We start from the raw sequence: 23,144 nt of genomic DNA on the forward strand, positions 1-23,144 counted from the left end.
CTGCCACTGCCGAGTTCTGACGCAAACGCCGATTTCCCAGAGACCCTCTCGTCGTCCTATCCGACGAACCCCGTTGCCCTCGCTCGCGAGGGCTTTTTTATGGGCGTAAAAAAGGCCGCAAATGCGGCCCTTAGAGTGGCTTATGCTACTGAACAATCAGTAGGTCACCTTCGGTTCCTGCTTTTTCGCCAGCGCGTCCAGCAGGCGATCGTGAATGCCGCCAAAACCGCCGTTGCTCATCACCAGAATGTGGTCGCCCGGCTGTGCGGTTTTCACCACCATGTCCACCAGCGTGTCGAGATCCGCGCTCCAGTGCGCCGGCTGCACACAGGCATCAGCCACTTCCGCTACCTGCCATGGAATGTGATGCGGCTGGAACAGGAACACTTCGTCGGCGCGGCCGAGCGAAGGCGCCAGATCGTTTTTGCTGATGCCCATTTTCATGGTGTTGGATCGCGGTTCCAGCACCGCCAGAATGCGCGCCGTGCCGCCGACCTTGCCGCGCAACGCGGCCAGGGTGGCCAGGATCGCGGTCGGGTGGTGCGCGAAGTCGTCGTAAACCGTGACGCCGTGGGCTTCGCCACGCAGCTCCAGGCGGCGGCGGGCGTTGATGAAATCGCCCAACGCGCGGCAGGCGTCCGCCGGCTGCACGCCAACGTGGCGAGTCGCGGCGATGGCCATCAGGCCGTTATGCATGTTGTGCTCGCCCACCAGCGCCCAGTTCACTTCGCCAACCTGCTCGCCGTCGAGGAACACCGCGTAATGACTGGCGTCCGGCGTCAGCTTCTGCGCACGCCAGGTACCCTCTTCGCCCACCAGCTCCTGTTCGCTCCAGCAGCCCATCGCCATCACCTGCTTCAGGTGGCTGTCGTTGTCCGGCAGGATGATCTTGCCTTTGCCCGGCACCAGGCGCACCAAGTGGTGGAACTGTTTCTGGATGGCTTTCAGATCGTCGAAGATATCGGCGTGGTCGAACTCCAGGTTGTTCATGATCAGCGTGCGCGGGCTGTAGTGCACGAACTTGGAGCGCTTGTCGAAGAACGCGCAGTCATACTCGTCGGCCTCGATCACGAAGAACGGGCTGCCGCCGAGGCGCGCCGAGACGTCGAAGTTGCCCGGCACGCCGCCGATGACGAAGCCCGGCTGGTAGCCGCAGGCTTCGAGGATCCAGGTCGCCATGCCGGCGGTGGTGGTTTTACCGTGGGTGCCGGCGACCGCCAGTACCCAGCGATCGCGCAACACGGCGTCGTGCAGCCACTGCGGGCCGGAAACGTAAGGGATGCCACGCTCCAGCACCGCCTCCACGCACGGGTTGCCGCGCGTCATGGCGTTGCCGATGATCACCAGATCCGGCGCCGGATCCAACTGGGCTGGATCATAACCCTGAATAAGATCGATCCCCTGGTTCTCCAGCAGCGTGCTCATCGGCGGATAGACGTTGGCGTCCGAACCGGTGACGTCATGCCCCAGTGAACGCGCCAGCATCGCCAGCCCGCCCATAAAGGTGCCACAGATCCCAAGAATGTGAATGCGCATAGGTTTCTCATGTGAGTGCATCGAATGTCGGCATATTCTAACGCTCAGAATCGTCCAGAAGAAATGGATTTGCCTATGAATGGCGCGCATCTTTGGGCTACACTGCTCGCGAAAACGTTGGCGGTTTGTTAACAGGCCGCTATCCATCCGTAGATTCAGGGATTGTGTCATGAAAACGTTAGGCGAATTTATCGTCGAGAAACAGCACGACTTCTCGCACGCCACCGGCGAGCTGACCGCGTTACTTTCTGCCATTAAACTGGGCGCCAAAATCATCCACCGCGACATCAACAAGGCTGGCCTGGTTGATATTCTGGGGACCAGCGGGGTGTCCAACGTACAGGGCGAAGTTCAGATGAAACTGGACCTGTACGCGAACGAAAAACTGAAAGCGGCGTTGAAAGCGCGTGGTGAAGTTGCGGGTATCGCTTCCGAAGAAGAAGATGAAATCGTGATATTCGACGGCGAGCGAGCTGAAAATGCCAAGTATGTCGTATTGATGGATCCGTTGGACGGTTCGTCCAACATCGATGTCAACGTCTCGGTCGGTACGATTTTCTCTATCTACCGTCGCATCACGCCGGTCGGCACACCGGTGACCGAAGAAGACTTCCTGCAGCCGGGCAGCGCCCAGGTCGCAGCGGGTTATGTGGTTTACGGTTCGTCCACCATGCTGGTGTACACCACTGGTTACGGTGTCCACGCCTTTACTTACGACCCGTCTCTGGGCGTGTTCTGCCTCTCCCACGAGAAAGTACGCTTCCCGGCGAGCGGCAACATGTATTCCATCAACGAAGGCAACTACATCAAGTTCCCTCTCGGCGTGAAGAAATACATCAAGTACTGCCAAGAGCAGGATGAAGCGACGCAGCGCCCTTACACCTCGCGCTACATCGGTTCTCTGGTGGCGGACTTCCACCGCAACCTGCTGAAAGGCGGCATCTACATCTACCCAAGCACCGCCAGCCATCCGCAAGGCAAGCTGCGCCTGCTGTACGAATGCAACCCGATGGCGTTCCTGGCCGAACAGGCCGGCGGTAAAGCCAGCGACGGCAAAAACCGCATTCTGGACATCACGCCGGTGAAACTGCACCAGCGCGCGCCATTCTTCGTCGGCACCAAGTCGATGGTAGAAGACGCAGAACGCTTCATCGCCGAAAACCCGGACGAGTAACGCGTTTCTGGCAAGGGTTCGGCACCGCGCCGAACCCTTATCGCCTTACAGCTTGAACGCCGCCATGCTCTGCGCCAGCAGCTGAGCCTGATCTTCCAGCGAGCGCGTTGCCGCCGCAGACTCTTCCACCAGCGCCGCATTCTGCTGCGCCACCTGATCCATCTGCGCCACCGCCAGGTTTACCTGTTCGATACCGCTGCTTTGTTCGCGCGTCGCCGCCGAGATCTCACGCATCAACGCCGTCACCCGGCCCACTTCACCGGTGATGCCGCTCATGGTCTGCGCGGCCGACTCCACCATCTGTTCGCCTTCCTGCACCCGGTTCTGCGACGCTTCAATCAGCCCTTTAATCTCTTTCGCCGACTGGGCGCTACGCTGCGCCAGACTGCGCACTTCACCGGCCACCACCGCGAAACCGCGGCCTTGCTCGCCGGCACGCGCCGCTTCCACCGCCGCGTTCAGCGCCAGGATATTGGTCTGGAAGGCGATGCCGTCCATCACGCTGATGATGTCGGCGATGCGGCGCGAACTGTCGGTGATCGCCTGCATCTTGCTCATCACCTGGCTGACCACGTCACTGCCCTGGTTGGCGATATCGGACACGCTCAGCGCCAGTTGGTTGGCCTGCTCGCAGTTCTCGGCGTTCATTTTCACCGTCGAAGTCAGCTGTTCCATGCTGGCGGCGGTCTCTTCCAGCGAAGCGGCCGACTCTTCGGTACGCTGCGCCAGATGCAGGTTACCGGCCGCCAGTTCGCGTGAACCGGTGTCGATCTGGCTGCTGGCATCGCGCACTTTGCTGACCGAACTGGCCAACGCCTGCTGCATACGCTGCATCGCCCGCACCAGGCGGCCCATCTCGGTATCACCCTCACCGCGGATCTCATGGGTCAGATCGCCGCCGGCGATGTGTTCCAACTGCGCGATGGACTCGTCCAACGGGCGCAAAATGATCACGCGCAGCGCGAACCAGGCCAGCACCGCCAGCAGCACGCTGAGCAGGCCCGCCACCACGATCAGCGAAATCTTGGTGCTGGCGTTGTTTTCCGCGTCATACACCTGCTTTTCGCCGAGCTTCATGGCAAAGCTGCGGAAATCGCTGAGATCCTTTTCAAACGCGATGCTCAGCGCAGAGATGCGGGTCTCCTGAATATGGTAATACTCATCGATTTTGCCGGCCTTGATGGCGGCAGCCATCGGCTTCACGCCCTGCTCGAGGTAGGCGCGATAGCTGTTTTGCAGACGATTGGAGAGTTCGCGGCCGCGATCGGTCACGGTGCCGACGCCGACAAAGCGCGCCATTTCCTTGTTTGACTGATCGAGGTAACCGTAGATGCGGCCCACGGTGGCGTCGGACACATCGATCTGGCCGATCTCCCGTTGGCGCACCGCCAACGAAGCGGCGGTTCGGGCGCGCAGCGTCAGGTTGGAGCTGTTGGCCAGCGAGCCCAGCTCTTCACCGAGGATCTGGTTCAAGGTATGGATCGAGCGCGATCCTTCGTTAATCGCGTTGACGCCAATAACGCTGACCATGATCAGCAACATGGTCATCAGGCTCAGCAGGGCGATCAGCCCAGCCTTCACCGTAATCTTTTTTAGCATGAGTTCTTCCCGGCTTCAGAAATTGTGAGATCAGACGTAGTAGGGGTGGCAAAACGCGGAGCCAGCTTTGCTAGCTCATTATTGTTTGTTGAAGTTATCGGCAGGCGAAGGCAAAACTTCATGCCGCGGCGGGATTAATCTGGAAATTATCCCTGCGCCGGCACACTGGGTTTTCGACGATGAAAAGGGCAGGAAATCGCAAAAGAGTCCGCTATAATAGCCGCCACTCCATTTCTGGTTTGATGATTAAAGGAAACCGACATGAGCTTGAATCTGGTCCCTGCTGGCAAAGACCTGCCGGAAGACATCTACGTAGTAATCGAAATCCCGGCCAACGCCGATCCAATCAAATACGAAATCGACAAAGAAACCGGCGCGCTGTTCGTTGACCGTTTCATGTCCACCGCGATGTTCTACCCGTGCAACTACGGCTACATCAACCACACCCTGTCTCTGGACGGTGACCCGGTTGACGTGCTGGTCCCAACCCCATACCCGCTGCAGCCGGGCTCCGTGATCCGCTGCCGTCCGGTTGGCGTACTGAAGATGACCGACGAAGCTGGTGAAGACGCCAAGCTGGTTGCGGTACCACACAGCAAGCTGACCAAAGAGTACGATCACGTGAAAGACGTGAACGACCTGCCGGAACTGCTGAAAGCCCAGATCGCTCACTTCTTCGAGCACTACAAAGATCTGGAAAAAGGCAAATGGGTGAAAGTGGAAGGCTGGGCAGATGCTGCCGCGGCTAAAGCGGAAATCATCGCCTCCTTCGAACGCGCTGCCAAGAAGTAATTCCAGCCGCCGTCCGATGAAAAAAACACCGCTCATTGAGCGGTGTTTTTTTTCTTACTGTTCTTCGAGACGCTTCAGCCAGTCACCGCTGGTAATCCGCGGGTAACCGTCCACGCTGTGTTTGTACAGGTAGATCCACGCACTCCCATAAGGCGTCTGAATCAGCTCGCGCTTATAGTCCTTGGTGTTGCTTTTCAGTTCGTCCAGCTCTGCCAGAATCGATGAGTTAATACGATACACCTCGCAATGTATCGTGCCCTCTCCAGGGATCGCCGCCGGGTAATGGCCCAGATTATAAATCTGATAGCCTTCGAGCTCGTGCTCGCCGAGCCATTGGGCGTTGGTCATCCAATGGCTGTTTCCCTGTTTGCGCCGTAAACTGCCGTAGACAATTATTCGCATCGCTAAAACTCAAACTGATAGAGCAAATCTAATGCCTGGTCGAGACCAGACACCGCTTCAAGATACAACTTAGGCATCAGGCGATAACGCAACGTCAGCGTGGCCAGCGAGTCGAAAATGCCCACCCCATATTTTACTTGTAAGCCTGGGAGGACATAGCCGCTCACGACAACCTGGGAATTGTCGCCAACCCCTTGAGTGTCCAGAGCCAAATTACTCACGCCGAATGCCTCGCCGATTTTACCCACAAGTTGACCACTTTGTGCAACCCCCATGCCGATTAACATCGACGTCATGGCATTGCCGTCGGCGCCGGAGCTGCTCAAGCCCTGGCCGCGCAGCAGATAAGACAAGGCTTCCTGTTGCGATTTGGCCGGATCGGAGAACACTTCCAGCTTCGGTGCATCCGCCAGGCCGGTCACGCGCACGCCAGCAGTCACGTCGTCCTCGGTGGATTCCGGGTTGCGGATCGCTTCGATATTGAGCAGCGGCTGATCCGGCGGGCCGGAGAACATCAGCTGCCCTTTACGCACGATCAAATCCTGACCATAAGCATGGAAGCGACCGGAAGGGATGTCAATCTGGCCGTTGAGGCCCAGCCCTTTCTTGTCCTGTACCACTTTCAAATCACCCTTCAAGCGGGCTTTCAGGCCGAAGGCGTCCAGCCGCACGTCATTGCCGACGTGGATCATCAGGTTGCTGTTGATCGGGATCGAGGCGGTCTTCGGCTGAATCGGCTTCAGCTGATCGTCCAGCATCACCTCGTCGGAAGAGACGCCCACCGCGCTTTCCGGCAGCTCCTGCACCGTAATGCGCGCCCAGGGAATGTCGACCTTGCCGTTGAGCGAGAACAGCTGCGGCGTGGCTTCGAACACCAGATCCGGCGACACGTCGATGCGGATCATCGGCGGCACCGTCACCCGCAGCTTGTCGCCCTTGGCGGCAATGCGCGCACGCCAGGCGTTGATGTCACGCCAGTCGGCATCGCCCGCCAGATTCAGCTGGCCGCGGGTGGTGCTGAGCAGCCCCTCCAGCGTCGAGGTCATGCCGTTGAAATTCACCGCCAGCCGCGCATCGGTCATATCGAACGGCATCCAGTGCCCCTGCACCTTCGCCCGATCCAACGCCAGACGCCCGAACACCAGCGGCTTCTGCGCGCTGCCGCCCAGACGCAGGTTGGCGTTCAGCATGCCCGCTGCACTTTCGCCCTTCATCAGCGCCGGGTTGATCAGCGCCAGCGAGATGTTGGTGATATTGACGTTGCCGCTGATGGTGCGCCGCACCTGCGGATCCACCACCTGGATATTGCCGTCAAACTGGCCGTTGTTGGTCAGTTTGATCCGCCAGTCGGCCTGCGCGCGGCCGTTGTTCAGGCCGGCGTTGAGGGTCAGCGTATCGAAAGCGATAGGCAGCGCGTTGCCCTGCACCTGCTGTACCACCTTGACGCCGTTGCCGGCCAGCGTGACTTTCGCCTCCGGCAGCGCGCCGCCCGGTTTCCAGCTGACGTCGGCCCGGCCGGTGAACACGCCGCTCAGGGCGGTTTCCGGGCCGAGAAACGGCTTGATCATCGCCAGGTCGAACCGATTGAGCACCACGCTAGCCTGGCCGCTCTGGCCGGCTTCAATGGTCTTCGGCACGCACAGCTCGGCGTTCGGGTTCTGCCAACAGTGCGGCCCGATGCTGATTTTCTGCGCGGTGTTCAGGTAATCCAGCGCGATGGCTCGCGTCAGGCGCCACTCCCCTACCGGCGTATCGAAGCGGGTATTGTTCAGATTGCCGCGCCAGCGCTGCTGCTGACGATCGAAGCTGCCCTGCAGCGCCAGCTGGCCGGAGACCGGTTTGCCGTCGATCTTCAACTGCAGCTGATGCTGCTTCTCGCTGCCTTTGGCGTCGAGGGTCAGCAGGCTGACTTCCAGCGCGTCCTGCTTCAGCTGCTCGACGCGTACCGCCAACTGCCCCTGGATCTGATCCGTGGAGCGCACGTCGCCGTCTATTTTCACGCGGTTGATGCGCAGCGCCTGCCACTGCAAGCCGGAGGCGGTCAAATCCGCCAGCAGCTGCGGCGCCTGCAGATTGCCGCGCAGTTTCAACAGCCCTTTGGCGGTGCCGCCCAGGCCCGGCAGCGCGCCGTCCAGACGCGGCGCGTCGATGTTGGCGTCCAGGTTCCAGCTTTTCTCATCCAGCTGCCCTTTGACGTTCAGCTGGTTGCGCCCCAGCGTCAGATCGATGCCGGGGATTTTCCACTGCCCGGCGGCGTTGCCGCTCAGCGTACCGCGCGCCGTGACCTTGTTCTGCTTCACGTTGCCGTCCAGCTGCAGCACCGGCACCTGCAGCTGCCAGCTGCCGCCGTGCAGGCTGCCGCGCGTAGTGATCTTGCCATCCAGCTTCGCCGGCCATTCCGGCCACTGCTTGGCGGTATTGATGCCGCTCAGCGTCAATTGCGAGTTCCAGCTGATGGCCTTGCTCCAGTCCACCAGCGCAGTGAGATCGGTATTGCCCTGCAGCGCCGCCAGCCGCAGGCGCTCCAGCTTGAACTGCTCAACGTTGCCTTTGCCGTCCAGCGTCAGCACCGCCGGCGGCAGATCCTGGCCTTTCAGATTGGCGCGTGTCGACAGCGCATAGTCGGTCGCCTTGCCGTTAAAGCGCAGGCGAAAATCGTTGACCTGGTACTGCGCCTCGCCGCTCAGCGGCCATTTCAGCTGTTTGCTCTGCAACGTCAGCGCCAGCGGCAGGCCGGCTTCGGCCAGCCGGGTTTGCACATCGAGCTGGGCGCCGACCGGGCCGGACAGGTTCAGCGCGACCTTCAGCTCATCACGCAGTCCGCCACCGATGTTCAGCTTCACCTTCTCGCCCTTCAGCGGTTCGATGTTCAGCGCGCTGTTGGCGGTCAGGGCCACCGGCCAGTCGCCGGTCAGGGTCGCCTGCCCCTGCACCGACAGCGTGCCCTGCGGCGACTTCACGTCGAAGTTGTCCAGTTGGATATGCTGATCCTGCGTGCTGGCCTGCAGCAACAGACTCGTGATCAGCACGTCGGTATCGCCGGTCAAGCGCAGCTGTTCGCCGCTGATCTCTTTGACGGTGATATCCAGCGGCAGGCGGATGTCCGGCAGATCCGGCAACAGCGGTTTGGCGAACAGTTCCTTCAGCGTTTCGCCAAGCGGCTTCTCTTCCGGCTGCGGCGCCGGTTTCGCCGCGTCGGTAACCTGCTCACCGACCTTTTTCGCTACCTCAACCGCCGGTTGCACCGCTTCCGGCAACGGATTTTGCGGCGTTTTCGGCAAGGCGATCAGCAGCGAGCCGATCTTGGTTGGCATCAGCGTCAGCGCGCGCTCTTGCCACTGTGCGCCGGTGCGGAACTCGGCCAGAGAAATGGCGGTGTCGTCGACGGTGACCTTGACGTTGTTCAGCGCCAACAGGCGCAGGGTGATCGGATAAGGGGTGCTGAGATTGGTGGTCGGCTCACTGCTCTCCTCCACCGGCGTGGAGGGCGCCATCTCTTTGGTGTTCACCGCCACGTCCACGTCCTGAGCGGTCAAGGCGTTGACGCACAGCGAGCTGCGTTTAAAGCAGGAGAGATCGAGGGACAGATGGAATTGCCCAGCGTTGACCGTCACGCCCGGCATCTGATACTTCACGCCCTTCAGCGTCAGATCGCGCCAGCCGCCGCTGACGCCGGCGATCTCCAGCCCCGGCACCCAACGCGCCGCGCCGTTGATGACCATATGCAAACCGGTGGTAGTGCCCACCAGAAAGGCCAGCCCGCCGATCAGCAACAGCAGGACGACCAGAAATCCGAGACAAATCTTTTTAACCAGGCTCATAGTTCAGGCCCCAAACCGATGTAGAACTGCATCCCGTGAGTGTCCTTGTCCCCCACGGGCGCGGCGATATCCAACTTCACCGGCCCCACCGGCGACTGCCAGCGCACGCCGACACCGGCGCCGGTCTTGAAGTTGCTTTTCTTGATATCGTTCACCGCTTCACCGGAATCGACGAACATCGCCCCCCACCATTTGCCGGTCACGTTGTATTGATACTCCAGCGAGCCGGTCAGCATCTTGGAGGCGCCGGTCAGCTTGCCATCGTCGCCGCGCGGCGAAATGTCTTTGTACTTGTAGCCGCGAATGCTGCGGTCACCGCCGGCGAAGAAGCGCAAATCCGGCGGCACCTTGTCGAAGTCGTTGGTTTCTATCCATCCCACCTGCCCGCGCGCCACGAAACGATGCTTGTCGGCGAGCGTGCGGATCCAGACGTTTTGCGCCTGCATCAGCGCGAAGTCCACGCCGGAGCCCCAGGTGGTGTCGGACACGTCGATGGAGTAGCGTTGGCTGTCGCCCCAGGTCGGCATCAGGCCACCACGTGAGCGGGTGCGGTTGAAGCTGACGCCGGGGTACAACAGCATGGTAGTGTTGCTGACGTTGCCCTGGGTAAAGTTATCCCAGCGCCAGGTCAGGTTGATCGCCCGCTGCCAGCCGCTGGAGAGATCCCAGTTGCGTGAGGCCACCACTTTGGAGGTCACGGATTTGGTGTCGTTAAGATCGACGTTCTTGAGCCCGCCCTGCAGCAGGTAATACTGCTCCAGCGGATTCTTCAGCAGCGGGATCTTATAGGTCAGATCCAGCTGCTGCTCCGGCGCCGACACGCTGGCGCTGGTTTCCAGGCTGTGGCCGCGATCGTTGAGCCAGGGCTTTTTCCAGGTGCCTTTCACCCGCGGGCCGACGTCGGTGGAGTAACCGATACCGGTTTCGATGGTATTGCGCGTACGCGGCGTTACCAGCGCGTCCAACGGCAAAATCTTGTTCTCTTTGGCATCGTTGAAATCAGGGGACACCACCACCGAGTTGAACCAGTTGGTAGCGGACAAACGGCGGTTCAGCTCGGCCAAATCCTCCGAACTGTAGTAATCCCCCTGATGAAAGGGCACCAGATTTTGCAGATAGTCTTCGCGGATTTGCGAACCGGTGAATTTCACCTTGCCGAAGCGGTAACGTTCGCCGCTGTTGAAATCGATGTCCCAAAACGCCTTGTGCAGATCTTCGGCCACGCCGAGCTGGCTTTTGGTCATGTCGGCGTCGAAATAGCCTTTGCGCAGCGCCAGGCCGGTGAGCGAGCCTTTGAAACTGTCATACTTGCCGTGGTTGAGGATCTCGCCGATGGTCGGCCGCCCCTTCTTTACCAGCGTCAGGTAGTCTTCATCGGTCTTCGCGCCGCCCTCCAGCACGATATTGGCGCCGGCGATACGCACCGGCTCGCCCGGATTGACCTTGGCATGCAGCACCGGGCGCGACATTCCCGGTCGGTCGTCCAGCGTAAACTCGATGGTCGGCTGGTAATAGCCGAGCGCGCGCAGCCCCTGGCGCACCGCCTCATCCACCCGCGCGCGGAAGCGGCCGTCGGTGCCGACCTCTTCAGGCGTGATCGACGACAGGCGCACCCGGACGTTTTTTTCCAACTCTCCGCTTAACCCCTCCACCTGCAGCCGCACGTTCGCCGCATAGGCCGCAGGTGCCGCAAGCAACACAGATATCAAGCACATGACCGGGTACTTTGGCACGTGTTCTCCTTATTGATTTTACTTTCCTGTTATGGTGTTTGCTCCGGGGCCAGGGCAGACTCCGCGCTATCATGACGGCAGCCCTCTTCAACCTTATTCCGGACGCCGCCCGCCGCGCTTTGCCACCGCCGCGCAACAGGCGAATTCTTCACTTTTGGCGCTCAAAATACTGCGTTAAGCTTATACAAAATCCAACTTGCCACTTATTGTGGGCAAAGACGCGGTGAGATACAACCGAACCGCCGCCATGTAGGGTCAATTCTTACTGTGACAACAGGAGTCAACCGTGGTGCCATTTTTTGATAAATCACAAACCGTCGATAAGGCAAGCGCGCTGCCTGGCCGCACCACGCCAATGCCTGTCGCAACGCTCAACGTGGTCACCGAACACTCGATGACCCAGGTGCCGGCAGGCATGGAAGTGGCGATCTTCGCCATGGGCTGTTTCTGGGGCGTTGAGCGTCTGTTCTGGCAGCAGCCGGGCGTCTACAGCACCGCCGCCGGCTACAGCGGCGGCTATACGCCGAACCCGACCTACCGCGAAGTGTGCAGCGGCCAGACCGGCCACGCCGAAGTGGTGCGCGTGGTGTTCGATCCGCAGGTCGTCAGCTACAAACAGCTGCTGCAGGTATTCTGGGAAAATCACGATCCGGCGCAGGGCATGCGCCAGGGCGGGGACGTCGGCACTCAGTACCGCTCGGCGATTTATACGCTGAGCCCAGAGCAGCAGGCCGAGGCGGAAAGCAGCCTGCAACGCTTCCAGCAGGCGATGGACGCGGCGGGCGACAAGCGCGTCATCACCACCGAGATCGCGCCGGCGCTGCCGTTCTATTATGCGGAAGACGATCATCAGCAGTACCTGTTCAAAAACCCGGAAGGTTACTGCGGGCTGGGCGGCATCGGCGTTTGCCTGCCGCCGCAGGGCTGATTTGATGCCGGCCGGCGGCACTTTTTTAACCGCTGGCGGCCCCTGTGGGGCAACTGCTATACTATGCGGGCCGCTTCTGCGGCCCGATAGCTTCCCTTCTGGTTGTTATCGCTGCTTTTTTTACTATGTACTACCCTTCCTCAAGAGCGCCGTCATCCCGTCGGCACGTATGGATAGATTATGTTAAACAGTATTTTACTGATTCTTTTTCTGATCGCGGTGAGTGCGTTCTTCTCACTGTCGGAAATCTCTCTGGCCGCCTCGCGCAAGATCAAACTGAAGCTGATGGCCGACGAAGGTAACGTCAACGCCGCCAGAGTGCTCAAGCTGCAAGAAACCCCAGGCATCTTCTTCACCGTGGTGCAGATCGGCCTGAACGCCGTGGCCATCCTCGGCGGTATCGTCGGCGACGCGGCTTTCTCTCCCACCTTCAAGGTGTTGTTCGATCGCTTCCTGTCGCCTGAACTGGCAGAACAGGTCAGCTTCATCTGCTCCTTCGTGCTGGTGACCAGCCTGTTTATCCTGTTCGCCGATTTGACCCCGAAGCGCATCGGTATGATTGCACCAGAGACGGTCGCCGTCCGGATCATCAACCCGATGCGTTTCTCCATCATGATCTTCCGCCCGCTGGTGTGGTTCTTCAACGGCATGGCCAACCTGATCTTCCGCATGTTCAAGCTGCCGATGGTGCGTAAGGACGATATCACCTCCGATGACATCTACGCGGTGGTGGAAGCCGGCGCCCTGGCGGGCGTGCTGCGCAAGCAGGAGCACGAGCTGATTGAAAACGTGTTCGAGCTGGAATCGCGCACCGTGCCGTCTTCGATGACCTCACGCGAAAGCGTGGTGTACTTCGATCTGCGCGAAAGCGAAGAAAGCATCAAGGAGAAGGTCTCGACCCATCCGCACTCCAAGTTCCTGGTGTGCGACGGCCATATCGATCAGGTGGTGGGTTACGTCGATTCCAAAGACCTGCTGAACCGCGTGCTGGGCAACCAGAGCCTGGTGCTGAGCAGCGGCGTGCAGATCCGCTCGGCGCTGATCGTGCCGGATACGCTGACGCTGTCCGAAGCGCTGGAAAGCTTCAAAACCGCCGGCGAAGACTTCGCGGTGATCCTCAATGAATATGCGTTGGTGGTGGGCATCATCACCCTTAACGACGTGATGACCACGCTGATGGGCGATCTGGTCGGCCAGGGCCAGGAAGAACAGATCGTGGCGCGCGACGAAAGCTCATGGTTGATTGAAGGCGGCACGCCGATCGACGACGTGATGCGCGTGCTGGACATCGACGAATTCCCGCAGGCGGGCAACTACGAGACCATCGGCGGCTTTATGATGTATATGCTGCGCAAGATCCCGAAACGCACCGACTTCGTCAAATACGCCGGCTACAAGTTCGAGGTGGTGGATATCGACAGCTACAAGATAGACCAGCTGCTGGTCACCCGGCTGAGCGACAAACCGGCGGCGGTGCTGCCGAAAGCGCCAGACGACACCCCGGCGGCCTGACGGCGCGAAGGACAGAAACATCAGCGGCCCCATCGGGGCCGCATTTTTTTACCGCTGTCAGCGAGGTGTTCACCCCATCTCGGTCTGCAACAGCAGCACCTGACGGTTCACTTCAGACATCACGCTGAAATGGCGCTTGTCGCGAATCTTCGGCGGCAGGATTTTCCCTTCGTCGAATTCAAATGCGCCTACGTCCTTGATATACAGCCTTCCACGAAACAGGGTCTTAACGTACTTTGCCACTTTCAAAGGGTTATAACGCTGGAAGATTCTCATTCTTTTACGCTCCTCCCGTTGATCCATGCGCTCAGCGAGCCGCCAAAGGTGGCAGCCTCGAAATTCAGAACGCAACTTGATTGCATGTAGTAGACCCAGTAAAGACCAGAACGTTCACTTCTGCCTGGTTATCTACGCTGGATTTACACTTTTTGACAGAATTGTATATGATAATTTATAACGTTTTCAGGATATCCCTTCAAAATCTGATGATTAGCGAACCAAGGGAAAATCTGCGATCCGGTTAACAGGACAGACCTCTTATCACATCCTATGCTTTAGGCTGTCGAAGTGCTGTCGCACAAATTCCCCCCATTACAAGGAGAAAGCATGAAAACAAGTCGCATGCTGATGGTATCCCTGCTGCTCGCCCCGCTTTTCGCTTCCGCGCACAACTTCCAGCTCCAGCAGCGCGTAGCGCCGGTTGGCGTCAGCGACAAAGGAGAGCTCAACTACGCTGACGGTAATTTTAGCTACCAAAACTGGAACAGCGCGCAGCTCAGTGGAAAAGTGCGAGTGATACAACATATTGCCGGCCGCAGCTCCGCCAAAGACATGAACGCCCCACTGATTGAAGCGATCAAGAAAGCGAAGCTACCACACGATCGTTACCAAACGACGACAATCGTCAACACCGACGATGCCCTGATGGGCACCGCGATGTTCGTGCGCAGCAGCATTGAAGACAGCAAGAAGGAGTTCCCGTGGTCGCAGTTTATCGTCGACAGCGACGGTAACGTGCGCAAGGCCTGGGATTTGCAGCCGAAAGGCTCAGCCATCGTGGTGCTGGATAAGCAAGGGCGCATTCAGTTTGCTAAAGACGGCGCGCTGACGCCGGAAGAGGTGCAGCAGGTGATATCCAAACTGCACCAGCTGTTGGCGAACTAACTCAGAACAGCGACACCCGGAAGCCGGGGTTGAGGAAAGATTCACGCGGGGTATAGAGCAACGGCTTGCCCTGCCAATCGTGAATTTGCGCCCCGGCAGCCACCGCCACCGCATGCCCTGCGGCGGTATCCCAAATGTTGGTCGGCCCAAAGCGCGGATAAAGCTGCGCCTTGCCTTCCGCCACCAGGCAAAACTTCAGCGAGGAACCGACGGACACGGTCTGGTGCTCGCCCAGTTGCTGAAGGTAATCTTTCAGCTCGTCGTCGATATGCGAGCGGCTCACCACCACCAGCGGCGGATGCGCGTTGCTGACGCCGATCGCCTGCCGCACGCCCTTCTCTTCTTTCCAGGCCTTGCCGCGCTCCGCCAGATACAACACGTCGATCGCTGGGGCATACACCACGCCCATCACCGCCTGCCCGTCTTCAATCAGGGCGATATTGACCGTGAACTCGCCGTTGCGGTGCAAAAACTCTTTGGTGCCGTCCAACGGATCGACCAACCAGTAGCGCGTCCAGTTGCGGCGCTCTTCCCACGCCGGCGGATCCTCTTCCGACAGCAGCGGCACCTCCGGCGTCAGGGCCGCCAGGCCGCGCTTGATGATGTGATGCGCCGCCAGATCGGCCGCCGTCACCGGTGAGTCATCTTTTTTCTGTGCGACATCAAGCGGTTGTTCACCGTCGTACACCGCCATGATCGCCGCCCCCGCCTCGCGGGACAGTTGGCAAATTCGCTCTAACATCATGCACCTCAACTCTGCATCTCCGTGGGAAATTTCCCTCTGTCTCTGCTAGCAGACTAGTTTTTTTTACGCCGAATATCCATCTCAACCGGCTAAGCCACGGGAAATCCTCAGATCTTGTTGGGCACAACTGTGAACTTCCCCGCGTTACCTGCTCCCGTTTTCTGCCACACTTCACAGTTTACTGTGGCAAGCAGTGTTAATTACATTTCCCTCTGCGATAACACTCGAATAATGGAATGGAGAGAACCCCAAATGATGAAGCATCCACTGACGCTGTCCGCGCTTGCGCTGCTGGTGTGCGCCTCGGCGCAGGCGGCGACCGTCGATCTGCGCGTGCTGGAAACCACCGATCTGCACAGCAACATGATGGACTTCGATTACTACAAGGACACGCCGACCGACAAATTCGGCCTGGTGCGCACCGCCAGCCTGATCCAACAGGCGCGCCAGCAGGCCGCCAACGCGGTGTTGGTGGACAACGGCGACATCATTCAGGGCAGCCCGCTCGGCGACTACATGGCAGCCAAGGGGCTGAAACCGGGTGACGTGCACCCGGTCTATAAGGCGATGAACACGCTGGACTACGTCGTCGGCAACATCGGCAACCATGAGTTCAACTACGGGCTGGACTATCTGAAGAACGCCATCGCCGGCGCCAAATTCCCGTATATCAACGCCAACGTCATCGACGCCAAAACGCAAAAACCGCTGTTCACGCCGTACATCATCGTCGATACGCCGGTGAAAGACCGTGACGGCAAGGCGCATACGCTGCGCATCGGCTATATCGGCTTCGTGCCGCCGCAGATCCTGGTGTGGGACAAAGCCAACCTGCAGGGCAAGGTGACGGTGGACGACATCACCGCCACCGCCAAGCGCTACGTGCCGCAAATGCGTAAACAGGGCGCCGATCTGGTGGTGGCGATCCCGCATTCCGGGCTGTCCAGCGAGCCTTACAAGGCAATGGCGGAGAACTCAGTCTACTACCTCAGCCAGGTGCCGGGCATCGACGCCATCATGTTCGGTCACGCCCATGCGGTGTTCCCGAGCAAAGACTTCGCCAACATCAAAGGCGCGGATATCGACAAAGGCCTGCTGAACGGCGTACCGGCGGTGATGCCGGGCCAATGGGGCGATCATCTCGGCGTGGTCGATCTGCAGCTCAACAACGATAACGGCAGTTGGAAAGTGACCGCCGCCAAAGCGGAAGCACGGCCGATCTACGATAAAGAGAACAAGACATCGCTGGCGGCGGAAGATGCCGCGCTGGTGAAGGTGTTGGCGGACGCTCACAAAGGCACGCGCGAGTTCGTCAGCCAGCCGATCGGTAAATCCGACGGCAACATGTACAGCTACCTGGCGCTGGTGCAGGACGATCCGACGGTGCAGATCGTCAACAATGCGCAGAAGGCCTACGTCGAACATTACATCCAGGGCGATCCGGACCTGGCCGATCTGCCGGTGCTGTCGGCGGCGGCGCCGTTCAAGGTCGGCGGCCGCAAGAACGATCCCGCCAGCTTCGTCGAAGTGGAAAAAGGCCAGCTCACCTTCCGCAACGCCGCCGATCTCTATCTCTACCCCAATACGCTGGTGGTGGTGAAGGCCAGCGGCAAAGAGGTGAAAGAGTGGCTGGAGTGCTCCGCCGGCCAGTTCAACCAGATCGACGTCAACAGCGCCAAGCCGCAGGGCTTGATCAACTGGGACGGCTTCCGCACCTATAACTTCGACGTGATCGACGGCGTCAACTACCAGATCGACGTCAGCCAGCCGGCGCGTTACGACGGCGAATGCCAGCTGATCAACGAGAAGGCGGAGCGTATCAAACAGCTGACCTTTAACGGCAAGCCTATCGATCCGAACGCCACCTTCCTGGTTGCCACCAACAACTATCGCGCCTACGGCGGCAAGTTTGCCGGCACCGGCGACAAACATATCGCCTTCGCTTCGCCGGATGAAAACCGCTCGGTGCTGGCGACCTACATCAGCGCCGAAACCCAGCGGCATGGCGCGGTGCGCCCGCAGGCGGACAACAATTGGCGTTTGGCTAACTTCAGCAGCAAGCAGCCGCTGGATATTCGCTTCGAGACCTCGCCTTCGGACAAAGCGACGGCGTTTATCAAAGAGCACGCCCAATACCCGATGACCACCGAAGGCAATGACCGTATCGGTTTCGCGGTCTATCGCATCGATTTAAGCGCGAAATAATCACCAGGCCGGGGCACTCCCCCGGCCATCACCTCTATTTTCCCGCTGGCGCGCCCTTTAAATTGCATTTAAAATGCACGTTATAAAATCCCTTCGTTTAAAGAGGCACTACCATGGATTACCGCAATCAATCCCTTGGCGCGCTCGCTATCGCCATTCCCCGGGCATCCCGCCTGTTTCGCCAGCATCAGCTGGATTTCTGCTGCGGAGGCCGGCAATCGCTGGCACGCGCCGCCGAGCGCAAAGGGCTGGATATCGACACACTGGAAAACGAACTGGCCGCCTTAGCCGCCACACCGGAGCAGAGTCGGGACTGGCGCACGGCGCCGCTCGGTGAAGTAATTGATTACATTCTGCCGCGCTTTCATCAGCGGCACCGCGAGCAGCTGGCCGAACTGGTGCTGATGGCGGAAAAAGTCGAACGTGTGCACGGTGACAAACCCACCTGCCCGCGCGGACTGGCGAAGCAGCTGAACCTGATCCGCCTGGATCTGGAGAATCACATGATGAAAGAGGAACAGATCCTGTTCCCGCTGATCAAACAAGGCATGGGGCCGCAGGCCGCCGGACCGATCTCAGTGATGGAACATGAGCATGACGAGGCGGGTGAACAACTGGAGGTGGTGAAGTTCCTCACCGATAACGTGACGCCACCGGAGGGCGCCTGCACCACCTGGCGGGCGCTGTACAACGGCCTCGACGAGTTCATCGGCGATCTGATGGAGCACATCAGCCTGGAAAACAATCTGCTGTTCCCGCGCGCGCTGAGCGGCGCATAAAACAAGGGCGCCATAAAGGCGCCCAGAGCAATCTTCGGTAGGATTACAGGATTTCCAGCAGCTCGACGTCGAACACCAGCGCGCTGAACGGCGGGATGGACGCGCCTGCGCCACGTTCGCCGTAGGCCAGGTTGTGCGGGATATACAGCTGCCATTTGGAACCGACCGGCATCAGGGTCAGCGCTTCAATCCAGCCTGGGATCACGCCGCTGACCGGGAATTCTGCCGGCTGGCCACGCTCGACCGAGCTGTCGAACACGTCGCCGTTGATCAGACGACCGGTGTAGTGCACACGCACGCGATCCTGACGGGACGGGATTGGGCCGTTGCCCTGCTCCAGTACGGAGAACTGCAGGCCAGACTCGGTCAGCGTCACGTCGTCGCGCTTGGCGTTGTCGTCCAGGAATTTCTGGCCTTCAACGGCCATCGCCTGCTGGCGCTCACGGCGCACCGCATCCGCACGCTCGTGGATTTCACGCAGCGCACGGTGCACCACGTCTACCGGAACCGCCGGGGCATTCCCTTCCAGCGCGTCGCGCAGACCCGCCAGCAAAGCTTCCGGTTGCAAACCTTCCAGCCCGGACTCTTGCAGCTGCTGGCCGACCTGTAAACCAATCCCGTAACTTGCTTGCGCTTCAACGCTGTCAAAAGAAGGGGTTGTCATGGGGTTTTCCTTAAGTCTGTAAAAAGTCGAAAGCGCAGCATAACAGCGCGTCAATGCCGGGTAAAATCTTGTGTGGAGAATGATGACTTTTGTCGTAGAAAAAGAAACAATAACCTTCTGTTAACGCCCGCAGCCGCAAACGCCGGCCCTGCCGCTCAGCCGCCTTTCACTTCAATCAGTTAGCGGACTATACTGAAAGCAGGATATCGGGCAGGCAACGCGCTTGCCGCGCCGCGCTCATTATTACGCCGTCGAAGAGAGGTCACCATGGGCAGAATCGCGCCCAGGAGAAGGAAAACCACCCGCATCTACCAGCCGCTGCTGCGCACCTGGCTGAACGTCAGCCAGCGCCTGAAACCGGGCGCCGCACCCACGTCTGAAGGCGCGGAACCGCCATCGGAGCCACCGTCGGCCAACGATAAAATGCAGCAGCTCAAAGCGCTGCTGGCCAAAGTCTGGCATCTGCCGGACCGTTTCCATTGGATGGAGCCGCTGCCCTACTTTCACCGCCGCTGGGTGCTGATCTTTGGCATCATTCTGCTGTTGGCGTTGCTGTGGCCCTATTCGCCCGAAAGACAGCCGTTCCCGGTCTCCCACCAAGAAACCAGCGTGCCACTGCAGGCCGATCTGCAAAACGACGGCGGTACCACTTCAGCCAACGAACCGACGCCGGCAGGCAACTGGCAGCGTTACCAAATCCAGCCAGGCCAGACCCTGGCCCAGCTGTTTCGCGATAACAATCTGCCGGTAAATGAAGTGTTTGCCATGGCGCAGGTGGAAGGCGGCGACAAGCCGCTGAGCAACATGAAAGCCGGCCAGGAAGTGCGTATCGAACGCGACGCTAACGGCGTGATTAACGCGCTGTCAGTCACCACCGTGGACAACAGCCAGGCGCTGTTCCGCCGCCAGGCCGACGGCAGCTACCGCCGGGAACGCTAATCCCTACAGCTGCGCCAGCAAAAACTCGCGCAGCACCACGCCCTGGTTGTGCTCGGTGTCCTTGCTGCCATACAGCAGCGTCAGCGTTTTCCCCTGCCGTAAGAGCGCCACCAGCGGCTGCCAGGCGTCGTTGGTAGCCAGCTGTTGGCGGTAACGCTCTTCGAAGACTGTCCACTGGTCGGTATGCTGATGGAACCACTTGCGCAGTTCGTCATCCGGCGCCACCTGTTTCAGCCACTGCACGCCCGTCAGCCGCTCCTTGCTGATACCGCGCGGCCATAGCCGGTCTATCAGATAACAGTGTTCCGGCGCCGGCGCGCTGAAGTCATAAACCCGCTGCAGCATAATCTTTGCCATCGCTCGCTCTCCTTTTTATCCCGTCTTCAAGCGTAGCGCGTTTTGCCGGGCGCAGAAAAGCAAAACGCCAGCGCGAGGCTGGCGTTTTAACCGGGTTAACAGCAGCGTAAATTACGCTTCTGCAACCACAACTACATTCAGCTGTGCGAACACGTCACTGTGTACCTGGAAGTGCACTTCGTGCTCACCAGTGGTACGCAGAACGCCGTTCGGCAGACGAACTTCGCTCTTGGCAACTTCAACGCCTGCCGCAGTCACTGCGTCAGCGATGTCGCGGGTGCCGATAGAGCCGAACAGTTTACCTTCGTCGCCAGATTTGGAAGCGATGGTCACTGAACCCAGTTCGTTGATCTTGGTTGCGCGAGCTTCAGCAGCAGCCAGAACGTCAGCCAGTTTGGCTTCCAGTTCAGCACGGCGTGCTTCGAAGAACTCAACGTTTTTCTTGGTAGCAGGAACAGCTTTGCCCTGTGGTACCAGGAAGTTACGAGCGTAGCCCGCTTTAACGTTAACTTGATCACCCAGGCTGCCCAGGTTTGCTACTTTATCAAGCAGAATAACTTGCATTACCTTATCCTCTCAAAGTCGTTAATGGACAGTGGCCGATTACTGATGACGATCAGTGTACGGCAACAAAGACAGGTAGCGCGCGCGCTTGATAGCACGGGCCAGCTGGCGCTGATATTTTGCACGAGTACCGGTGATACGGCTCGGTACAATTTTACCACTTTCGGTGATGTAGTTTTTCAGCGTAGCGATGTCTTTATAGTCAATCTCTTGAACGCCTTCCGCGGTGAAACGGCAGAACTTGCGACGACGGAAATAACGTGCCATTTGGCTAGTCTCCAGAATCTATCAATTCAATCTGCTCGGCATGCAGAACCAATTTGCTCAGCCCGTTGCGCCCTTGATGGCAGCTTACAAAGCCTTGCACGGTAATCTGACTGCCGACCGTTAATCTTTGAGTTAGTGCTTGTGACTGTTGTCCGCTGACAACCACGGGCATTCGGCACCATGCTTGTCTGCTGAATCCGGCTTCCATCTGCTGCGAACGGTGCTCTAGCACAAATTGGCAGTGCGGTATCCCGGAAGGACTCACTTTTCGAACCGGCGCCTTGCACACAGTGCCCGACAAGACCAGACGATTAGCCGTCACGACGGCAATTACTCTTCAGAATCCCCAGCATCTGCATCATCTGCGGTTTCGTTAGCGAAGTCTTCGCGGCGATCGCCACGACGTTCGTCTTTCGCTTTAACCATCGGAGATGCTTCAGTTACCGCGTGCTTAACGCGCATAACCATGCTGCGGATAACGGCGTCGTTGAAGCGGAAGTTAGTTTCCAGCTCATCGATCGCTTCCTGCGGCGCTTCAACGTTCAGCAGAACGTAGTGAGCTTTGTGCAGTTTGTTGATCGGATAAGCCAGCTGACGGCGGCCCCAGTCTTCCAGACGGTGAATCTGACCTTGCGCGTTAGTGATGGTAGCACTGTAACGCTCGATCATGCCCGGAACCTGTTCGCTTTGGTCAGGATGGACCATAAAAACGATTTCGTAATGACGCATCGAATTGCTCCTTACGGATTATTCAGCCTCCTGTCAGGGTCAACCGCGGCCCATGGAAGCAAGGAACGTGTTTAGTGTGCGGCTGAAAAATGACGCGTAATCATACTGACGCAGGGCGGGAAACTCAAGGACTGCGTGGGTTTTATTCGCGTTAATGCGAGGCGCTATGGGAAATAGCACGATTTGCTCGTGGGTGAACCTATGTACGCCGATCCATGGGTTTCAAAAATCTTTCAATGAAATCAGCGCTGAGTCACAAATCTATTTCATTTTTTTTGAAAGAGGTCATCAAAACACCCCACTTTTTAATCCGCAGTAACGGACTAAAATTAACCATATCCGCCGCAGACAGCGCGACGAAAAAGATTTCAGGTTATTCAATGCAGATAAATGACTTTTTGCCGCAGCGACACTCGCTGTCAGGCCGTAACGGCAAAGGGTTAAGAGAGGCACTATGAAACGCATTATTCTCGCGACGGCGCTGGCCGCCCTGTTCTCCGCCAACGTGATGGCCGCGACGGAGATTAGCTCGCACCAGGCCGATCAACGCCAGAGCGTTGGCTTCGTCACCCTGAACCAGAACGTGGTTTCGCCGGATGACGCCAGCAGCCAGGTCAGTAAAATCGCCGATCAACGCGGCGCGACCTCTTATCGCATCATCGCCCTGCACGAACCGGGCGACAACAGCACGATGCACGTCAGCGCCGAGCTGTACCGCTAAAAAGACGCGCCACGCCAGGGAAATCCCCAGGGCTTCATCAGAAAGCCCGCTCAATCCTCGCCGGAGCGCCGCTTGTCGGGCGCTCCACTTTCTCACCTGTCACAGCTTGAGCAACGCCGGCGCGCTGAACGCTTTGCCCGGATTGTGCAATTGCAGCGCCATCCGCAGATAGTTTGTCCGCGTTTGCAGCAGCTCGGCGCTTTGCGTCAGCGTCACCCGCTGCTCGAAGGAGAGCGTACCGGCCGCCGCGGTGTGAGTGGCCGCCGCTTTCGGCGCGAAGGCAAACAGCGCCGTCAGGTTTTGCACCGTCTGCACGGTGATGCGCGACAGCGGATCCACCTTGTTTTGCCGCACCTTGCCGTCGGCTGCCCCCAACATCTCGCTGAAGGCCGCTGAGTTAAGATCGGCGCGCACTTTCATCGTTCCCACCAGCCCGCGCGCTGTCTCGGCCGTATTGCTGATACCCTTTATCATGCTCTCCGCTCCTTGCTGCCCTGAAAGAATTCACGCTGA

23 protein-coding genes are annotated in these 23,144 nt (G+C 59.0%); 9 read left to right on the top strand and 14 right to left on the bottom strand.

What is annotated here, in order from left to right; translation table 11 throughout:
• Window positions 1-156: 156 nt before the first annotated feature.
• Window positions 157-1,536 carry a UDP-N-acetylmuramate:L-alanyl-gamma-D-glutamyl-meso-diaminopimelate ligase gene (gene mpl / locus BVU99_RS11045; protein WP_099817057.1) on the bottom strand — a complete coding sequence of 460 codons (1,380 nt, stop codon included), beginning with the start codon at window positions 1,534-1,536 and terminating at the stop codon, window positions 157-159.
• Window positions 1,537-1,705: 169 nt separating this feature from the next.
• Here mpl and fbp point away from each other — a divergent pair, with 169 nt between their 5' ends.
• Window positions 1,706-2,710: a class 1 fructose-bisphosphatase gene (fbp, locus tag BVU99_RS11050; RefSeq protein ID WP_004933587.1), complete on the top strand. Its 1,005-nt coding sequence runs from the start codon at window positions 1,706-1,708 to the stop codon at window positions 2,708-2,710.
• Window positions 2,711-2,755: 45 nt separating this feature from the next.
• Here the strand turns inward: fbp and BVU99_RS11055 are convergent, their stop codons facing one another.
• Entirely contained in the window at window positions 2,756-4,309 is a 1,554-nt protein-coding gene (locus BVU99_RS11055; RefSeq protein ID WP_025305040.1) for a methyl-accepting chemotaxis protein, read from the bottom strand.
• A 261-nt stretch (window positions 4,310-4,570) separates the two neighbouring features.
• Between BVU99_RS11055 and ppa the strand changes: the two genes are divergently transcribed.
• Window positions 4,571-5,101, top strand: a complete 531-nt coding sequence (gene ppa, locus BVU99_RS11060; RefSeq protein WP_004933594.1) for an inorganic diphosphatase — start codon at window positions 4,571-4,573, stop codon at window positions 5,099-5,101.
• A 54-nt stretch (window positions 5,102-5,155) separates the two neighbouring features.
• Here the strand turns inward: ppa and BVU99_RS11065 are convergent, their stop codons facing one another.
• The 3 genes from BVU99_RS11065 to BVU99_RS11075 are packed head-to-tail and all read right to left on the bottom strand — an operon-like array spanning window position 5,156 to window position 11,057.
• Complete coding sequence (locus BVU99_RS11065; RefSeq protein WP_025159589.1) at window positions 5,156-5,503, bottom strand: gamma-glutamylcyclotransferase; 348 nt, start codon at window positions 5,501-5,503, stop codon at window positions 5,156-5,158.
• Between the two features lie 2 nt (window positions 5,504-5,505).
• Entirely contained in the window at window positions 5,506-9,324 is a 3,819-nt protein-coding gene (locus BVU99_RS11070) for a translocation/assembly module TamB domain-containing protein (RefSeq protein ID WP_099817058.1), read from the bottom strand.
• Window positions 9,321-11,057: an autotransporter assembly complex family protein gene (locus tag BVU99_RS11075; protein WP_025305038.1), complete on the bottom strand. Its 1,737-nt coding sequence runs from the start codon at window positions 11,055-11,057 to the stop codon at window positions 9,321-9,323. The genes BVU99_RS11070 and BVU99_RS11075 overlap by 4 nt, the downstream gene beginning before the upstream one ends.
• A gap of 289 nt (window positions 11,058-11,346) precedes the next feature.
• On the opposite strand from BVU99_RS11075, the gene msrA reads away from it, so the two are divergent.
• Both msrA and BVU99_RS11085 read left to right on the top strand, forming a co-directional pair.
• Entirely contained in the window at window positions 11,347-11,985 is a 639-nt protein-coding gene (gene msrA / locus BVU99_RS11080; protein WP_087763049.1) for a peptide-methionine (S)-S-oxide reductase MsrA, read from the top strand.
• A 180-nt stretch (window positions 11,986-12,165) separates the two neighbouring features.
• Window positions 12,166-13,497, top strand: a complete 1,332-nt coding sequence (locus tag BVU99_RS11085; RefSeq protein ID WP_004933603.1) for a hemolysin family protein — start codon at window positions 12,166-12,168, stop codon at window positions 13,495-13,497.
• A gap of 69 nt (window positions 13,498-13,566) precedes the next feature.
• Here the strand turns inward: BVU99_RS11085 and BVU99_RS11090 are convergent, their stop codons facing one another.
• Entirely contained in the window at window positions 13,567-13,773 is a 207-nt protein-coding gene (locus tag BVU99_RS11090) for a DUF1107 domain-containing protein (RefSeq protein WP_004933604.1), read from the bottom strand.
• Between the two features lie 330 nt (window positions 13,774-14,103).
• On the opposite strand from BVU99_RS11090, the gene BVU99_RS11095 reads away from it, so the two are divergent.
• The gene (locus tag BVU99_RS11095) at window positions 14,104-14,661 is read left to right on the top strand and encodes a YtfJ family protein (protein WP_099817059.1); all 558 of its coding nucleotides are present in this window, start codon (window positions 14,104-14,106) and stop codon (window positions 14,659-14,661) included.
• A gap of 1 nt (window position 14,662) precedes the next feature.
• Here the strand turns inward: BVU99_RS11095 and cysQ are convergent, their stop codons facing one another.
• Window positions 14,663-15,403 carry a 3'(2'),5'-bisphosphate nucleotidase CysQ gene (gene cysQ / locus BVU99_RS11100; RefSeq protein WP_033644177.1) on the bottom strand — a complete coding sequence of 247 codons (741 nt, stop codon included), beginning with the start codon at window positions 15,401-15,403 and terminating at the stop codon, window positions 14,663-14,665.
• 255 nt (window positions 15,404-15,658) lie between these two features.
• Between cysQ and BVU99_RS11105 the strand changes: the two genes are divergently transcribed.
• Both BVU99_RS11105 and ytfE read left to right on the top strand, forming a co-directional pair.
• Complete coding sequence (locus BVU99_RS11105; protein WP_099817060.1) at window positions 15,659-17,611, top strand: bifunctional 2',3'-cyclic-nucleotide 2'-phosphodiesterase/3'-nucleotidase; 1,953 nt, start codon at window positions 15,659-15,661, stop codon at window positions 17,609-17,611.
• Window positions 17,612-17,724: 113 nt separating this feature from the next.
• The gene (ytfE, locus tag BVU99_RS11110; RefSeq protein WP_025305034.1) at window positions 17,725-18,390 is read left to right on the top strand and encodes an iron-sulfur cluster repair protein YtfE; all 666 of its coding nucleotides are present in this window, start codon (window positions 17,725-17,727) and stop codon (window positions 18,388-18,390) included.
• A 43-nt stretch (window positions 18,391-18,433) separates the two neighbouring features.
• Here ytfE and fklB read toward each other — a convergent pair whose 3' ends face one another.
• Window positions 18,434-19,054: an FKBP-type peptidyl-prolyl cis-trans isomerase gene (gene fklB / locus BVU99_RS11115; RefSeq protein WP_004933618.1), complete on the bottom strand. Its 621-nt coding sequence runs from the start codon at window positions 19,052-19,054 to the stop codon at window positions 18,434-18,436.
• A gap of 267 nt (window positions 19,055-19,321) precedes the next feature.
• On the opposite strand from fklB, the gene BVU99_RS11120 reads away from it, so the two are divergent.
• Window positions 19,322-19,993 (top strand): LysM-like peptidoglycan-binding domain-containing protein, encoded by a 672-nt coding sequence (locus BVU99_RS11120; RefSeq protein ID WP_049208601.1) that lies wholly within the window; start codon window positions 19,322-19,324, stop codon window positions 19,991-19,993.
• Window positions 19,994-19,996: 3 nt separating this feature from the next.
• Here BVU99_RS11120 and BVU99_RS11125 read toward each other — a convergent pair whose 3' ends face one another.
• From BVU99_RS11125 to rpsF, 5 genes are all read right to left on the bottom strand, one after another.
• Window positions 19,997-20,350 (bottom strand): DUF488 family protein, encoded by a 354-nt coding sequence (locus tag BVU99_RS11125; RefSeq protein ID WP_025305032.1) that lies wholly within the window; start codon window positions 20,348-20,350, stop codon window positions 19,997-19,999.
• A 111-nt stretch (window positions 20,351-20,461) separates the two neighbouring features.
• Complete coding sequence (rplI, locus tag BVU99_RS11130; RefSeq protein WP_004933629.1) at window positions 20,462-20,914, bottom strand: 50S ribosomal protein L9; 453 nt, start codon at window positions 20,912-20,914, stop codon at window positions 20,462-20,464.
• Window positions 20,915-20,953: 39 nt separating this feature from the next.
• Entirely contained in the window at window positions 20,954-21,181 is a 228-nt protein-coding gene (gene rpsR / locus BVU99_RS11135) for a 30S ribosomal protein S18 (protein WP_000135199.1), read from the bottom strand.
• Window positions 21,182-21,185: 4 nt separating this feature from the next.
• On the bottom strand, window positions 21,186-21,503 hold the full coding sequence (gene priB / locus BVU99_RS11140; RefSeq protein WP_049233092.1) for a primosomal replication protein N: 318 nt from the start codon (window positions 21,501-21,503) through the stop codon (window positions 21,186-21,188).
• An 8-nt stretch (window positions 21,504-21,511) separates the two neighbouring features.
• Complete coding sequence (gene rpsF, locus BVU99_RS11145) at window positions 21,512-21,910, bottom strand: 30S ribosomal protein S6 (protein ID WP_004933634.1); 399 nt, start codon at window positions 21,908-21,910, stop codon at window positions 21,512-21,514.
• A gap of 454 nt (window positions 21,911-22,364) precedes the next feature.
• Between rpsF and BVU99_RS11150 the strand changes: the two genes are divergently transcribed.
• The gene (locus BVU99_RS11150; RefSeq protein WP_043139300.1) at window positions 22,365-22,631 is read left to right on the top strand and encodes a DUF1471 domain-containing protein; all 267 of its coding nucleotides are present in this window, start codon (window positions 22,365-22,367) and stop codon (window positions 22,629-22,631) included.
• A gap of 99 nt (window positions 22,632-22,730) precedes the next feature.
• Here BVU99_RS11150 and BVU99_RS11155 read toward each other — a convergent pair whose 3' ends face one another.
• Window positions 22,731-23,105: a hypothetical protein gene (locus tag BVU99_RS11155; protein WP_099817061.1), complete on the bottom strand. Its 375-nt coding sequence runs from the start codon at window positions 23,103-23,105 to the stop codon at window positions 22,731-22,733.
• Between the last annotated feature and the right edge of the window lie 39 nt (window positions 23,106-23,144).

The organism is Serratia sp. OLAL2 (genome assembly GCF_002752475.1).
GTDB classification, from domain to species: Bacteria; Pseudomonadota; Gammaproteobacteria; order Enterobacterales; family Enterobacteriaceae; genus Serratia; species Serratia bockelmannii.